Origin of the sequence: Vogesella aquatica, from assembly GCF_028548455.1 — a bacterium.
Taxonomy (GTDB): Bacteria; Pseudomonadota; Gammaproteobacteria; order Burkholderiales; family Chromobacteriaceae; genus Vogesella; species Vogesella aquatica.
This window is the reverse complement of record NZ_JAQQLF010000007.1, coordinates 14,327-29,137: the sequence shown is the minus strand read 5'-3', so window position 1 is coordinate 29,137 and position 14,811 is coordinate 14,327. Positions and strand designations below refer to the sequence as shown.

General features: G+C 59.3%; 11 protein-coding genes. All 11 read right to left on the bottom strand.

Annotated elements, in window-relative coordinates:
- Window positions 1–140: 140 nt before the first annotated feature.
- Window positions 141–4,685 carry a glycosyltransferase gene (locus tag PQU95_RS06380; RefSeq protein WP_272751225.1) on the bottom strand — a complete coding sequence of 1,515 codons (4,545 nt, stop codon included), beginning with the start codon at window positions 4,683–4,685 and terminating at the stop codon, window positions 141–143.
- A 69-nt stretch (window positions 4,686–4,754) separates the two neighbouring features.
- Window positions 4,755–6,149 (bottom strand): radical SAM protein, encoded by a 1,395-nt coding sequence (locus PQU95_RS06375; RefSeq protein WP_272751224.1) that lies wholly within the window; start codon window positions 6,147–6,149, stop codon window positions 4,755–4,757.
- Between the two features lie 22 nt (window positions 6,150–6,171).
- Window positions 6,172–7,227: an alpha-ketoacid dehydrogenase subunit beta gene (locus PQU95_RS06370; protein ID WP_272751223.1), complete on the bottom strand. Its 1,056-nt coding sequence runs from the start codon at window positions 7,225–7,227 to the stop codon at window positions 6,172–6,174.
- Entirely contained in the window at window positions 7,227–8,204 is a 978-nt protein-coding gene (locus PQU95_RS06365) for a thiamine pyrophosphate-dependent dehydrogenase E1 component subunit alpha (protein WP_272751222.1), read from the bottom strand. Before PQU95_RS06365 ends, PQU95_RS06370 begins: the two co-directional genes overlap by 1 nt.
- On the bottom strand, window positions 8,205–9,305 hold the full coding sequence (locus tag PQU95_RS06360) for a radical SAM protein (RefSeq protein ID WP_272751221.1): 1,101 nt from the start codon (window positions 9,303–9,305) through the stop codon (window positions 8,205–8,207).
- A gap of 7 nt (window positions 9,306–9,312) precedes the next feature.
- On the bottom strand, window positions 9,313–10,830 hold the full coding sequence (locus tag PQU95_RS06355; RefSeq protein ID WP_272751220.1) for a PfkB family carbohydrate kinase: 1,518 nt from the start codon (window positions 10,828–10,830) through the stop codon (window positions 9,313–9,315).
- A 4-nt stretch (window positions 10,831–10,834) separates the two neighbouring features.
- Window positions 10,835–11,401 carry a D-sedoheptulose-7-phosphate isomerase gene (locus PQU95_RS06350; RefSeq protein WP_272751219.1) on the bottom strand — a complete coding sequence of 189 codons (567 nt, stop codon included), beginning with the start codon at window positions 11,399–11,401 and terminating at the stop codon, window positions 10,835–10,837.
- Window positions 11,398–12,390 carry an SDR family oxidoreductase gene (locus PQU95_RS06345; protein WP_272751218.1) on the bottom strand — a complete coding sequence of 331 codons (993 nt, stop codon included), beginning with the start codon at window positions 12,388–12,390 and terminating at the stop codon, window positions 11,398–11,400. Before PQU95_RS06345 ends, PQU95_RS06350 begins: the two co-directional genes overlap by 4 nt.
- A 95-nt stretch (window positions 12,391–12,485) precedes the next feature.
- A complete protein-coding gene (locus PQU95_RS06340) occupies window positions 12,486–13,271 on the bottom strand; it encodes an S-methyl-5'-thioinosine phosphorylase (protein WP_272751217.1) in 786 nt (261 codons plus the stop codon).
- 41 nt (window positions 13,272–13,312) lie between these two features.
- Complete coding sequence (locus PQU95_RS06335; RefSeq protein WP_017509678.1) at window positions 13,313–13,855, bottom strand: hypoxanthine-guanine phosphoribosyltransferase; 543 nt, start codon at window positions 13,853–13,855, stop codon at window positions 13,313–13,315.
- Between the two features lie 66 nt (window positions 13,856–13,921).
- Window positions 13,922–14,794, bottom strand: coding sequence for a UTP--glucose-1-phosphate uridylyltransferase GalU (gene galU, locus PQU95_RS06330; RefSeq protein ID WP_272751216.1), 873 nt, complete (start codon window positions 14,792–14,794; stop codon window positions 13,922–13,924).
- Window positions 14,795–14,811 lie beyond the last annotated feature (17 nt).

Sequence of the window (14,811 nt, the reverse complement as noted above, 5' to 3'; positions counted from 1 at the left end):
TGACCATGCACTGTCCGGTTTGATTCTTGCTGGCAGTGCATTAGCTTATGACCATATTTCGGCGCCCCCCTGCAGAACTTTAAATTTTTTTGTGCCAGAACGAAAAAAGGCAGCTAGCGCTGCCTTTTTGACTGGTCTGCCTAACGGGTAAACGCGGCCAACCATTCGCCCATATGATCTTCCAGCCAGTAATCGTGATCTACCCAGGCACGCAGGCGCTCTCCCTCTGCCGCACGCGCTGCCGGATTGGCAGCCAGCCGGCGAATCTGGGTAATCCACGCGGCGGGATTATCTGTTACACGCGTTACCGGTGGCTCGCCGGTGCGGTACGGGTAGACATCAGAACAGATCACCGGCCAGCCCATTACACCGTACTCCAGCAGCCGCAGATTACTCTTGGCCTCGTTGAACGGCAGGGTTTCTAGCGGCGCTACCGCGATGTCCAGATTGAGCGAGGCCATTTTGGCCGGATACTGGTCAAAGCTCACTGGCTCGTGTTTCTCTGCAATGTACTCGTCCAGCCCTTGGGGCCACATCCCCATGAATACCCAGTCCACCTCGTGCGCGGTGGCCTTGATAACCTCTTCCAGCAAAGCCAGGTCACCCTGATGCTGTTGCGCGCCCACCCAGCCCACACGTGGCTTGCGGCCAACGTTGCGCTGCGATTGCACACTGCCCCAGTACTCGCGCGACAGGCGGTTCGGCACCACACGGATGTCGGCGATCATATCTGCAGCCATTTCGCGCAGCGGCTCGGTGGTAACCACCAAACGGTCCACCAGGCCGAGCATCTGGCGCAGGCGCCGACGTCCATCGCGGAAGTTGGACATAAAGTGCTTGTACAGCGCGCTTTTCTCCGGCAACTGGGTAATCAGGTCGTCCAGCGACATCACCATGAAAATATCCGGCAGATGCTTGCGATAAGCCTGCAGCAACTCCAGCTGCGGATCGGTCATTGCATTTTGCATCACGTAGCTGTCCACGCCCAGGCGTTGTAGCTCCACCACGGTGACCAGGCGCTGAATGTCCTTCTGCTGGCGCAGGCACGCTGTCAGTGCTTTGCCATCGCGGCTCAGGGCACGCAAAGGCTGATCCACGCGGTACTCACCACTACCTCCGGCGATGCCATTGCCAAGGATACGCGGCAGCTCGGTAAACGTTGGCGGCCAGAAACGTAGCACCTTCTGCTCGATTTCGCATGGCTTGCCGGTAAGCGACAGATTAGGGTTGTAAGCCGGGTCATCCGCCAGCGCAGGCAGCCAGCGTTGCAGCAAACGCTCCTGCTCCTGCTGGTTCTGTTCGTGACGACGCATCGCCTTCAGCAGCTGTTCGCCCTCGGCACGGATGCTGATGCTGTGGTGATGCACCAGGGTGGCGTACGGTGTCCACAGCGTATGCCAACCGGCGTCGCGCAGGCGCAGGCAATAATCGACATCGTTGTAGAGCACGGCAAAATCCTGCTCGTCGAAACCGCCTAGCTGGCGGAACGCGGTCATGGGTGTCAGCAAGCAAGCTGCCGTTACCGCCGACAAGCGCTGATCAATCTGCAAGCGGAGCATATAGCCCGCATCTCCCGCCTCGGCCATCCAGCCCAGATGGGCTGCACTACCGATACGGTCCGGCCCGCCACCCAGGAAAATCCCGGCGTGTTGGACTTTGGCCGTTTCCGGGAACAACAGTTTGGCACCCACAGCCCCCACACCATCACGAAGGGCGTGCTGCAGCATGCGATCCAGCCAGTCCGGCTGCACGATTTCGATATCGTTGTTCAGCAGCAGCAGGTAGTCACCACGTGCGCTGGCCGCACCCAGGTTGATCTGGGCAGAAAAATTGAACGGCGCATCGTAGTACACCACACGGAAACGCTCGCCAAATCGGCGGATAGCCTGGTCGTAAAAGCACAGCACATCCGGGTCGTCCGATTGGTTATCCACTACCACCACTTCGAAGTGCTGATAGGCGGTACGCTCAAACAGGCTATCGATACATGGCTGGATAAACTCGAAACCATTACGGCTGGGGATCACGATACTCACCAGCGGCTGCTGTGCCAGCGGATACATCACGCGCAGCGTGCCTTCGGCCAGACCCAGTTCCACCCTGGCGGCCAGGTTCTGCGCCTGCAGCCAGTCCTCTACCGCCAGCTTGCGCATGGCCAGTTTGCCCTCGCGTTGTGGCAAGTGCAGCAGCAGCTCGGGAAGGTTGGAAATGGCCGTGTGGCCAAAATGTCCTGCCAGGCTTAGCAGCAGCTGGTAAACCTCGAAACCATCGTATGGCTGCAGGCCGCCCAGGTGCTGTACGGCATCGGCACGGAACATCACGCTGTGGCCGATATAATCGTGTGCCAACAGCATGTCCGGATCAAAAGCCGGTTTGAACTGTGGCTGTTCATAGCCGCGCAGGGCAACAAAGTCATGATCGCAGTACACCGCCAGGCAGTTTTCCTGACCGACAACCCTATCGGCAAAGCGCAGCAGGGCATGCGGTTCCAGCTCGGCTCCGCATGGCAGCAACATGCACCAGTCCATTGCCACTTCGCCTTGCAGGGCATTGAACAGACGTGCCGCATCGTCAAACTGGTCGACATGATCTACCTGTAGCCAGCCCAGCACCTCGCTGTTCTCAAACAGCGGGTCGGGAGCAGCAAAGTCTGCTACCACGATCAGGCGCCATTGTTTGTATAGCTGCAGCTGCAGCGAATCCAGCGTCTTGGCCAGCTGCGGGCCCTGAGCCTGTGTGGCCAGTACTACCAGCGTAATTTGCGGCTGCTGCGGCCAGGCCATCAGGCGACGCGCCAGTACTTCGGCATCGGCCTCGGTCAGCGCATGGCTGGCCAGCCAGCGCATATGGTCGATGGCTGGCTGGAAGTTGACCTTGGCCTTGCTTGGGTGTTCTGCCGCGAGCACGACCTTGCGCGCCTCGCGGATATCGTGCTCGCCCAGGTCATCATAACGGCGGTAAATCTCGGCAAACACCGCGCGCATGCCGCCCCAGCTCTGCACGGTGCGCGAGTCGCCAGCATTTTCTTTGTCTTCGCGCCGGCGCACCTGCACCGTGGCTTCGGCAAAGTGCACGAAGGGGATGCGCCGCGACAGGCGGATCAGGAAGTCCCAATCCTCCAGCGAGGGTAGCTGCTCGTCGAAATCGCCGGTTTCCGCCACGATGGCTCGCGGATGCGCCAGGCAATTCACCGGGATGTAATTGCTGACTTGCAGCATGTTGAAGTCGAATCGCTCGCAGGCAATCTGGTGCTGGCTGACCTCGCGGCGAATACCGCCTTCCAGCCGCTCCATCACGAAATGGGCATCACCGAACACCAGCGCCCCCGGGTGCTTGCCGATTTCCTCGTACAAGCGCGCCAGATGCTGCGGGTACATCAAGTCATCATCATCGATGTAAACGATGTACTGGCCGCGTGCGATGCGCAGCGCCAGATTACGGGCGGAGCCGACGCCGCCATTCGGCTTGCGCACATAGGTGTAGGCCGGCAGCGCATCAGCCACGATACCAAGCAGTGCTTCTTGCGGCTCGCCGCCATCGTTGACGTAAATAAGCTCGAAATCACGGAAGGTCTGCGCTGCGATGCTCTGCAGCGTATTCACCGCCAACGCAGGGCGGTTGTACGCCGTGAAAATGATGGAGAAAAACGGGCCATCGGCCAAACCGGGCAGCATGGGCACCAGCGGTTTGGCAACAGCTACCGGCGCCGCGACCTCTGCGCCAAGGTTGGCCGTGTGCATAACGGCGGCTTGCTCTAGCGGCGCAGCCGGTACCGCCATCAGTTGCTCGCACTGCGACAAGACCTCGTTGGCAACCTGGGCCGCCAGTGGCAGTCGGTTGCTGAACTCGGGGAGCGCCAGCTGTTTGAAGTACTCCAGCTTGCCTTGATACAGACGGAAGATACCTTCCAGATCGGGCAGTAATCTCGGCAGGTTAGCTGCCGTCAGATAGCGTTTGAGCAGTACCGAATGCTCGAAGAACGCCAGGCCGGAGCGGGCATAGCGGTCACCGGACGACGCCTGGCTGGCGTGCACGCGGAATACAGAAATATTGGTATTGACGAAGGCACTCGGTACGCCCGCACACGCCAGTGACAGCGACTTGTCCCAGTCCGTGGCCCGGAAGAATTTCTCTTCCGGGAAGGCCGACAGCGAAGTATCAAAGAACGGCGCGCCATCCAGAATACTGCGACGAAACAGTGTCGCGCCGATATTCACATAGCAGTCGTAGCGTAGCAGCGCCGGAAACTCGTCGCGACTGCCGGCGTAATCGTGCATCAGCCAGCCCGGGTGCTGTAGCTGATGACGCTGGCCGCTTTCATCCTGCAGCGTATAGCGGCCAAACACGTAGCCGCACTCAGGGTGAGCCTGCAACGTTGCTAGCAGTTTGCCCAACACACCCGGTTCGATAAAGTCATCCGCACCCAGCAACATGACGAATTCGCCCTGCGCCAGCGCTATACCCTGGTTGATATTGGGCGTGGCGCCCAGGTTGTGCGCATTCAGCACATACCGCACACGCGGGTCACGGCTGGCATAGGCGGCCACGACCTCGGCGGTGTTATCGGTAGAGCAGTCGTCGCAGACGATCAATTCGAAATCGTCGATATCCTGACGCAATACACTGTCGATGGCGTCGGGCAGATAGTGCGCGTAGTTGTAAGCGGGGATGACAATGGAAATCATGTGTAGCCCGGTAAGTAGCCAAGTCCACTCGTGGCAAGGGCTTGCCGCTGGCAAGCCCTTGCTACTCGTCTAGATGAAGTTGATATGCTCCGGCGGGTTTTTCAGGTCCCACAGAAACTTGTTGACGTAGTCCTGCCGGCAACCGATAGCGCAATCCTTGTGCACATCCACCGAAGCCTGGACATCCTGGTGTACCTGCCAGTAGCGTTCGCCGCTGACCATGTCGTAGAACGACTGTTCGTGCAGGTCGCCAATATAAAAACGTTCCTTGTTGAAGAACGGGCCACAGGGATAGACTTTACCGTTACCGGAGATCTGCAGCAGAAATGGCGTACCGTAGCACACGTCGTACTTACGGAAGCCGTCCTTGTACAGCGCAGATTCGGCAGCGGCGTTGATCTTGTTCCACTTGGCTTGCACCACGTAGTCTGCCGTAGAGTAACTCTCTGCCTCTTTCAGTACGTCACCGATCTTCAGGTACTCGTCGTAATTGATACCGATTTCCTTGTACTCGGAATCAGAGCAGTGCTTGATGACGAAGTAATCAACGCCCAGCTCGGCACCCAGTTTCGCCTCCGCCAGCACTTCATCGAAGCACTCGGGAATCAGCACCATCTGCAGGCCCAGTGTGCACTTGTAACCGTATTCTTTCTTGATGCGGACCAGCTCGCGGATCTTCTCGATCAGCTCGGCAAAGTTTTCTTCCCGCGACTGGTGCACGCGGCGGAAGCCTTCAGGTGTTCCAGCCGATAAGTTAAAGCGGATCCAGCTCATGTTTTGCAACAGATCATGAGCGCGGTCCATGTCCAGCAGCAGGCCATTGGTGGCCATCGACGTATCGATGCCCAGCTTGCCGGCCAACACCGTGGCGTCGTATAGCGCCGGGTTCAGCGTGGGCTCGCCATCGCCGATGAAACCGATGGAGCGCACCCCCAGCTTGCCGCAGTCCTCGATATACGACAGCAGCGCTTCGCGGCCGATCATGGTGCCCTTGGTCATGTTCTGGACCACCGCGTAGCAATAGATGCAGGCGGTATTGCAAAACTTGGTCAGGCCCATATCGATGTGAATGGGGGCAAAGCGTTCGCCGTTCTGCCACGCCACTACCCGATCAAGATGGTGCATCATCTTGTGGCCGTCAAAGCGGAAGCGCTGCGGCGGGTTACGATAGCTGGGGCCGGTGAACTGGTTGGGCACATGCGGCGCGTCTTCGCTGTTCGCAATGCGGATCACGCCGGTCTGCCCGGCTTCGCTGTAAAACTCGATCTTCTGCCCGGTGGGTTTGTCCAGCTTGTAGCTATTGAGCAGCGCTTCTTCGTCGGTCAGTGCCTTGCGGTTGACGATCACGTTGGACGTCCGCAGCTTGTGGCCCGGATTACGCGCCAATGGTGCGTCGTCGGGGATCATGGTGGTGGTGTTCTGGCCGAAGCGGTTCACACCCTTTTGTTGTTCGTTATCGCTCATGACAGTCTCCTCGGCGATGGATTCAGAATGGCCCGGTGAACCAGTCACCCGGCACATCGTGGTGTGTTCTTGCTGGTGGCAATGCCTCCAGCGGCAGCTGGCTCAGGCCCAGCATTTTGCCGGCGGCGCGCACGATATCGCCTGCCTCGGTATAAAACTGTCTTGTCAGACCATAGCTGGTGGGCTCCGGGCAATCTGGCGCGGCCAACCTTTGTGGCGCGGCACGCAGTAGCGACCAGTCGTCCATGGCGATGCGGGCGATGATCTCACCAGCCACAGAGCCAGTGGCAAAGCCACTATCGAGCACCAGCAGGCGGCCGGTACGCGCCACCGAGGCGCGGATGGTGGCCATGTCCAATGGCTTGATGGTGCGCAGATCGATCAGCTCGCAATAAACGCCGGCCTGTTCCAGCGCACGGCAGGCATGGTGTGCTTCTGCCACCAGGTAGGACATGGCAACAATGGTCAATGCATCCCCCTCGCGCACCGTCGCAGCCTTGCCGATCGGCACCCGCACATCACCGTCGGGCACCTCTCCGATAGCGGCGTGTATCCAGCGGTGCTCCAGGAACACGACCGGGTCGTCATCGAAAATGGCTGACAGCAGCAGACCCTTGGCGTCGGCCGCACTGGCCGGCATCACCACTTTCAGCCCGGGTACGTGGGCAAACCAGGCTTGCAGATTCTGCGAATGGGTAGGGCCCTGCCCCCAGCCGCGGCCCAGAATCAGGCGCAGTGTCAACGGGACCTTGTGGCCTTCGCCAAAGGTGTAACGCCATTTGGCCGCGTTGTTCACCAGTTGATCCATCGCCAGCAGGAAGAAATCCAGTCGCTGGTGGCACATCACCGGTCGCATGCCACCCAGGGCGGCACCGATGCCGATACCGGTCATGGCGTTCTCGGCAGTGGGCATGTCGAACACACGCTCGGCGCCAAAAGCTTCCTGCAAGCCGGCGGTAGTACCGAAGATGCGTTTCGGGTCATCTATGCCCAAACCGTAGCACACCACGCCGGGATCAGCGGCCATGGCCAGGTGCAGCGCGTCGTGAATGGCCTGGGCGGCGTGAATGCGGGCCATCAGTCGTTCTCCTGCAAAGGGCTAGCGTAGATGCCATCAAAGGCGCTAGCCGGGCTGGGGTAAGGCGCGGCCAAGGCACGCTGGAAGGCCGCGTCGATACGCTGCGCCAGCACCGACTCGGTGGCCGCCAGCCAGGCAGCATCCGGCTGGATACGGGCCAGCATGGCCATCAGCGGGTCGCGAGCCTGCCAAGCGGCCAACTCACCTTCGGGGCGATAGCCCAGATGATCATCGTCAGCATGGCCACAGTGCTCCAGCCAGCGGTAGGTGGGCATCTCGATGAAGGCGGGGCCGGCGCCATCACGCAAGCTGGCCACCACGTCCGCCGTTAACTCGGCCACGGCTTCCACGTCATTACCGTCTACCTCCCATGCCCGCAGGCCGATGCCTTCGGCCAGCGCAGTCAGTTTGCGGCCTGCCGGCTGGCGCTTTTCCAGCCCCGCATACACCGAGTATCGGTTGTTCTCGCAAGCAAACAGCACTGGCAGGCGGCGCACGGCTGCAAAGTTGGCCGCTTCGTAAAATACGCCCTCCTCCACCGCGCCATCGCCAAGAAACACGCAGGTCACCGCCTGGCTGCGCTTAAGCTGCTGCGACAATGCCATGCCCACGCCAACGGGGATACTGTTACCGACAATCGCGGTACTGGCCAGAAAACCGACACGGCGATCGGACAAGTGCATGGAACCACCGCGACCGCCACAACAGCCGGTTGCCTTGCCGTGCAGCTCGGCGATCAGCGCGTCCAGGTCACCCCCTTTGGCCAGGTAGTGCGCATGCGAGCGGTGGGTGCTCACCGCCTGGTCCTGATGCGTCAGCGCGGCACAGATACCCACCGCTGCGGCTTCCTGACCAATGGACAGATGCACCGGGCAGCGCATCTGCTGCTGCGGGTAGTGCCGCGCGATAGCTTCTTCGCTACGGCGTACCAGCAACATGTCGTGCAGCAACTGCAGGGAAAATTCGCGGTTCATCATCTAGATAAAGTTGATATGCGGCACCGACTGGTTCACCAGGCGGTCCAGATAGCGGTTGACTTCGTCCATGCGGCAGTTCTTGCGGCATTCGCGGATGTCCAGATCATGGCGTACATAGCGGAAGCTCTCTCGCCGCTTGTCGCCCTCCCAGATAGCCTGGAAGCTGTTGTCATTCAGGTTGCCGTACTCGAAACGCTGGTCTAGTAGATAAGCACTGCAACCGTACACGCGGCCATCGGCCATGACGTAGCCCCACACAAACGGGGTGGCATGGCACTTCTGGTAACGCTTGGCCGGGTCTTCCAGGTATTTGTGCATGGTGTGGCTGCGGAAAATCACCTGGAAGCCGGGGCGATTGTACGCGGCCAGCTCCTGCTCCATCGCCAGATAAGGGTTGTAGTTGATGTCTTCGTACTGCCGGGTTTCGCTGAACAGGTGCTGCGAGTACGGTTTGATCACCACGTAGTCGGCGCCGATCTCGTCGCGGGCAATGCGCGCCAGCTCGGTCATTTCGTGCGCATTTTCAGGCAGCAGCACCGCCTGGATGCCGATAACGCAGTCGATACCGTGCTGGCGCTTGTAGTCCACCGCGTAGCGCAGGTTATCGATAACGCGCTGGAAGTCACGATCGCGGGTCTTGTGGATGGCGGCGTAGGACGCAGCGCTGCCGGCGTTAAGCGACACTTTGATCCACGATACTTTGTCCAGCGACTGCTGCACGAAGGCTTCGTTCAGCAGCACACCGTTGGTGGTGAACGATACATCGATACCGGACGACTTGGTCAGCGCCACGATCTCGTTGATCTTCTTGTGCAGCAGCGGTTCACCTTCACCAGCGTACATGATGCTCTTCACACCCAGCCGGCCCATCTCGGGCAGCCGTTGCGACAGCATATCGTAGTCCAGCATCACCGACTTGTAGCCGATGTAATCCACCGCACAGAAGGTGCAGCGATGGTTGCAGGCGCCCACCGGCGACAGTTCCAGGTAGATGGGGTAGACCTGTTTGGCCTTTTCCCAGTCGTCCCCCACCTCGATCAAGTCGGCCACGCGACGCGGGTGGTACACCAGCTTGTGGCTATCGATCAGATACGTATCCATGTATGGCTCACTTCAGCAGGGTGGTGGCGTATTTGGCAAACAGTACCGGGTCGACCGGTTCGCGGTTGCACACGATCTGTACATCCAGCGCGGCAGCAATACTCCCTGCCAGCGCCACGGTATCCAGCGAATGGCCGGCGGCCATGCATAAGGCAGCAACCGACAGAAAAGCATCGCCTGCACCGATACGGTCAACCACACGCGAGGACAGCGCCGGGATGGTCAGCGCCAGGCTGGCATCGGTAATCAGGGCACCATTGGCACCACGCGTCACCACCATCGCCTGTGCCTGCAGTTTGTCCACCAGATCAGTAGCAATCTGCTCCAGCGGCGATTGGCGGTCGTGTGCGGCCAACCTGGCCTCCGGCTCGTTCAGGCACAAGAAGTCCGCCCGCGGATAGCGGGTAATGGCGTGGTAACCACGATTACCACTGTTGATCTGGGTATTCACCGCCAGGAAGCGCGCGTGGGCGGCAATGGTGGCCGCCATCTGGCGCGAGATCAGACCGTTACCGAAGTCCGGCACGATCACTACGTCGTACTCGGCGGCGTGGGTGGCAATCCAGTCGCAGAAACCGGCTTCCTGGGTATAGTCGCCGGGCTCCTCGCCACCGTAGTACACCTCGAACAGTCGCTGCAGGTCCTGGTCAACAAAGCGGCGCTTGATCAGCGTACCGGCAGTAGGAAAGTGGCGATGTTCCAATACGACGTTTGCCGCCAGCTTGCCCTGCACATAGGCCAGCGAATCATCATGCAAGCCCAGTCCGGTCAGCAGCGTTACCTCGCGGGCAAAGCCGGCCACGTGGTTGGCCACTGCAATGGCACCGCCAGCAAAACGCTCTTCGCTCTGGTAGCGCACCGCCAGCGCATTGCCCTTTCCGGTCTGGCCCAGCGTACTGACGTAGTGGTACTCGTCGATGATGGCTTCGCCTATCACCAGTACGCGCAGGCTGGACAGGGCACGAATCTGAGCCAGAAACTGCTCCAGCGGGCAGCGTTGCTTGAATTGCTCCAGGAATTCACGCGTTTGTGGCGGGAACACATCGAAATGGTTGTTCAGCAGCTTGGTGGAGCTGAAGGTAATCTCGTCGGTAAAGTACACGTCGCCACCATGCTGGCGCACGGCGTCGATTTCACGGGCGATATTGCCGGTTACATCCCGGCTGGCGTCCACGTAGTCACTACCCTTCACGTACAAGCTGGGCTGAATAGCCTGCAGCGCGGTGATCGCGGTTTCGGCGTGGCTGACAGCAACCCAGTCTACACAGGCCAGCGCAGCCAGATTCTCGGCACGCAGACTGTCGCCAAACACCGGGCGGCCCGGGCCTTTGCGGACGAACTCGTCCGAGGTCACGGTCACCACCAGCATATCGCCCAGGCTGCGCGCATGTTGCAGGTGACGGATATGGCCGGCATGCATCAGGTCGAAGGTACCGTGGCAATGTATGACCTTGCAGCCGGTCAGGCGGGCAGCCTGGGTCAGTTCGCCCAACTCGCCCAGCGTCTTGATTTTTTCTATGCTCATCGCGTCAAACCAGTGCGTCGGACAGGTAGTGAAGAACCAGCTGATGACCGACCTCTACTTCGCCGTAGTCATCCGAGGGCAACCAGATATTGATATCACCCAGCTGGCGTAGCGGGTTGGCCGCAGCAAAACCAGACAGCGTCAGCACTGTAGCACCTTGCGCGCGTGCTACCGCCACCGCCTCAATAATATTGGCCGAGCGCCCTGCACTGCTCACCGCGACCAACAGGTCACCGGGGCGCAGGAAACGATCAAGCAAATTGGCGTAGGCATGCTGGTAGCCATAGTCATTGCTCATGCAGGTAAGCAGGGCCGGCTCGTGCAATACGTGGGCACGCAGACGGGTCTTGTTGACCAGGTCGTTCTGGACGTGCGCGACCAGCGCCGCACTACCACCATTACCAATCAGGTACACATCGCGCCCGGCATCTCGCACCTGGCGCAGCATACCCAGTGCGGTATCCAGGCCGGCTTGCAGCGCCAGCACCTCACCGTTGGCCGCACTCAGCTCCGTGGCGGCCAGGACTTGCCGGAATGTTTGCAAGGCATCGATAAAAGTGCTCGACTTCATTGTGGCTGCCCCAGGTGATCAAACCAGACGCGAGTGGCGTCGGCAATGCGCTCCGGTGTCCATACCGGCGCGTCGGTCCAGTCTTTCATGCACTGTTTCATCACCGCAACCCCTTCTTCGAAGCTGACTTGTGGAGCCCAGTCCAGACGGCTGCGGATACGCGTGGTATCCGCAAAAGTGCAATCAGGTTCGCCCGGGCGCTTCGGTATATAGCAGCGTTCACCACCGATGAGTTCTACCAGGTAGTTAACGCTGTAATGATTGCCACTACCCACATTAAAGACTTCGGCGCTTGCATCCGAGCGGGCGGCGGCCAGAAACGCACGGGCAACGTCGGTCACAAAGGTGAAATCGCGCGTCTGCTCGCCATCACCCACGATGGTCAGCGGCAAACCCTTCAGGTGCTGTGCCAGGAACACGCCAAACACGGCACCATAGGCGCCGCTGGTGCGCGAGCGCGGGCCGTAGACATTGAACAGCCTCAGGGAAACCGCCGGCAGCTGATACACCTTGGCCCAGTGCAGCACCAGCTCTTCGCCCATGGCTTTGGTCAGTGCATACGGGTATTCGGGACGGATGGGCGCCGTTTCCGGGGTCGGGTACGCGTCCGGAATACCGTAGCTGGACGAGGATGCAGCGTACACCAAGCGTTTGATACCGTGTTCGCGTGCCGCTTGCAGCACATTGAGCGTGCCACTGACATTGACGTCGAAATAATCCGTCGGCTGCTCGATAGATGGCACGATGTCAGAACGGCCAGCCAGATGCATCACCCAGTCCGCACCGGCAAAATGCGGCGACAGGGATGCACGCTCGCGGATATCAGCCTGCACAAAACGGAAGCCCGGCAAGCCATGGTAACTCTCCAGATTACGCAGCGAACCCGTAGACAAGTCATCCAGCGCTATCACCTCGAAGCCCTGCGCCAGTAGCAAGCCTGTTATATGGCTACCGATAAAACCCGCTGCACCTGTAACCAACACTTTCATGATGAATCCTTATAAATCCACACTATCCGATATCGTAATCTTATCGGCAAAAATCAGTTTTTATTAAGACTGGCACGCCAAGCGCGACAAAAGGGTCACAACGCCAACAGCACTTCTTGTAGCCGCTGGGTGGCCTGCATGATGAGCTGGGTATTGAAATTCCGGTCAGCCACGCCGCGATTTTTGCCTGCCGCATAGTTGGTCACGATACACAAGGAGGCATAGGACAAACCCAGTTCGCGCGCCAGCGCTGCTTCCGGCATACCGGTCATGCCGACCATATCGGCACCCTGCACCTCCAACGCCGATACCTCGGCAGCACTTTCCAGCCGCGGGCCCTGCGTGCAGGCATAAACACCATCGGGCACCAGCGCCACGCCTTGCCTGGCTGCGGCGGACAATACACGCTGGCGTAGTTGCATGTCGTAGGGCTGAGCAAAATCCACGTGCTGCAGCGCCACCCCGGGGCCTTCGTGATAAGTGTGCTTACGCCCCCAGGTATGATCGATCACATCATGCGGCAAAACCAAAGACCCGGGTGCCAAATCGGGGCGTATACCGCCGGCACTACCGATGGCTAGTACCTGGCGTACACCCAGGCTCTGCAATGCCCAGATATTGGCGCGATAGTTGATTTCATGGGGTGCAATAGAGTTGCCATAGCCGTGGCGGGCAAGAAACACCATGCTATGCGAACCCAGTTGGCCAAAGGTCATGGCACAAGATGGGTCGCCATACGGTGTGCGCACAATCTGGCGGTGCGTCACGGTCAGAATAGGCAGACTGGTTAGACGGGAGCCTCCGATAACGGCCAGCATGGCATGCTCTTTCTTTTTATGATCTGGCAGCAATTCTAATCCGTACGCATGAAAAAAGCCCATAACATTTATGTTGTGGGCTTTAAAACCAGCATAACAGGCGCTTACTTCAGCGCATGAATCGCCGGCAGGTTACGCCAGGCACCGCGCACGTCCATGCCATAGCCGAATACATAACGGTCCGGCACGTCCAGGCCGACGAAGTCGGACTTGATCGGTTTTGCCTTGCTGATCAGTTTGTTGGCGAAAACGCCGCTATAGAACGCCTTGGCGCCCATTTCCAGCACCTTGTCGCGGATAGCCGCCATGGTATGGCCTTCGTCCAGGATATCGTCCAGCACCAGTACCACGCGATCGCGCACGTCTTCTTTTGGTGCGGTTTTCCACACCAGCTCGCCGCCCTGGGTTTTGTCGCCATAACGGGATACGTGTACGTAGTCGAAGTCCAGCGGGAACAGCAGACGTGGCAGCAGCTGGCCGGTGAACACCACCGCACCACCCATTACCGACAGTACCAGCGGGTAGGTCTCACCCAGCTCGGCAGTGATTTCGGCGGCCATGCGGTCTACCGCGGCGTCCACTTCGGCTGCACTGAACAGGATATCGGAGCTATTGAGAATGCCACGAGCTTCGGCAACATTAGGCATGGTATTTCCTTTCAAAAAACAAACGCCGCCTTTATGACCAAGGCGGCGCAGAATGTCAATGCGGGATTAGCCGCGTTGTAGCGAATCCAGATAGGCCGAGAATTCAGCGCCTACTTCATGGTGTTGCAAGCCATATTCTACCGTGGCTTTCAGGTAACCCAGTTTGGAACCGCAGTCGTAGCGCTTGCCCTGAAACGGCAAAGCCAATACCGGCTCGTCTTTCATCAGCGCGGCGATACCATCGGTGAGCTGGATTTCGCCACCTGCCCCCGGCACGGTATTGATGAGCTTGTCGAAAATGCGCGAAGTCAGGATATAACGGCCAACGACAGCCAGATTGGACGGGGCTACGTCCGGGTGCGGCTTTTCCACGATACTGGCGACTTGCTGGTAGCCGCGCGGGTTCTGCTGCACCTCGACGATGCCATAAGAACCGGTTTCTTCACGGGCAACCGTCTCCACACCCAATACCGAGCTGTGGGTGTCGTCAAATACGCGCACCATCTGCTCCATGGCACCCGGTTCGCCGGCGATCAGGTCATCCGCCAGAATCACGGCAAAAGGCTCGTCACCCACTACCGGTTTGGCGCACAGCACGGCGTGGCCCAGACCCAGCGCTTCGGCCTGGCGGATGTAAATGCAACTGACGTTGGCCGGCAGGATGTCCTGTACCAATTCAAGAAGCTTTTTCTTGTTACGGTTTTCCAGCTCGGTTTCCAGCTCGTAAGCCTTGTCGAAATGATCCTCGATGCTGCGTTTGTTACGGCCAGTGATGAAAATCAGCTCGGTAATACCCGCCGCTACTGCCTCTTCTACGGCGTACTGGATCAGCGGCTTATCCACCACCGGCAGCATTTCCTTGGGGCTGGCCTTGGTAGCAGGCAGGAAGCGGGTACCCATACCAGCTACTGGAAAAACAGCTTTGGTAATTTTCTGCATGTTATTGCCTTCGATAG

What these genes read in the sequence shown, in the direction of transcription:
- PQU95_RS06340 (WP_272751217.1), bottom strand. Translation starts at nt 13,271, where the DNA reads ATGGGCTTTTTTCATGCGTACGGATTAGAATTGCTGCCAGATCATAAA.
- PQU95_RS06345 (WP_272751218.1), bottom strand. Translation starts at nt 12,390, where the DNA reads ATGAAAGTGTTGGTTACAGGTGCAGCGGGTTTTATCGGTAGCCATATA.
- PQU95_RS06365 (WP_272751222.1), bottom strand. Translation starts at nt 8,204, where the DNA reads ATGATGAACCGCGAATTTTCCCTGCAGTTGCTGCACGACATGTTGCTG.
- galU (WP_272751216.1), bottom strand. Translation starts at nt 14,794, where the DNA reads ATGCAGAAAATTACCAAAGCTGTTTTTCCAGTAGCTGGTATGGGTACC.
- PQU95_RS06360 (WP_272751221.1), bottom strand. Translation starts at nt 9,305, where the DNA reads ATGGATACGTATCTGATCGATAGCCACAAGCTGGTGTACCACCCGCGT.
- PQU95_RS06335 (WP_017509678.1), bottom strand. Translation starts at nt 13,855, where the DNA reads ATGCCTAATGTTGCCGAAGCTCGTGGCATTCTCAATAGCTCCGATATC.
- PQU95_RS06375 (WP_272751224.1), bottom strand. Translation starts at nt 6,149, where the DNA reads ATGAGCGATAACGAACAACAAAAGGGTGTGAACCGCTTCGGCCAGAAC.
- PQU95_RS06355 (WP_272751220.1), bottom strand. Translation starts at nt 10,830, where the DNA reads ATGAGCATAGAAAAAATCAAGACGCTGGGCGAGTTGGGCGAACTGACC.
- PQU95_RS06380 (WP_272751225.1), bottom strand. Translation starts at nt 4,685, where the DNA reads ATGATTTCCATTGTCATCCCCGCTTACAACTACGCGCACTATCTGCCC.
- PQU95_RS06370 (WP_272751223.1), bottom strand. Translation starts at nt 7,227, where the DNA reads ATGGCCCGCATTCACGCCGCCCAGGCCATTCACGACGCGCTGCACCTG.
- PQU95_RS06350 (WP_272751219.1), bottom strand. Translation starts at nt 11,401, where the DNA reads ATGAAGTCGAGCACTTTTATCGATGCCTTGCAAACATTCCGGCAAGTC.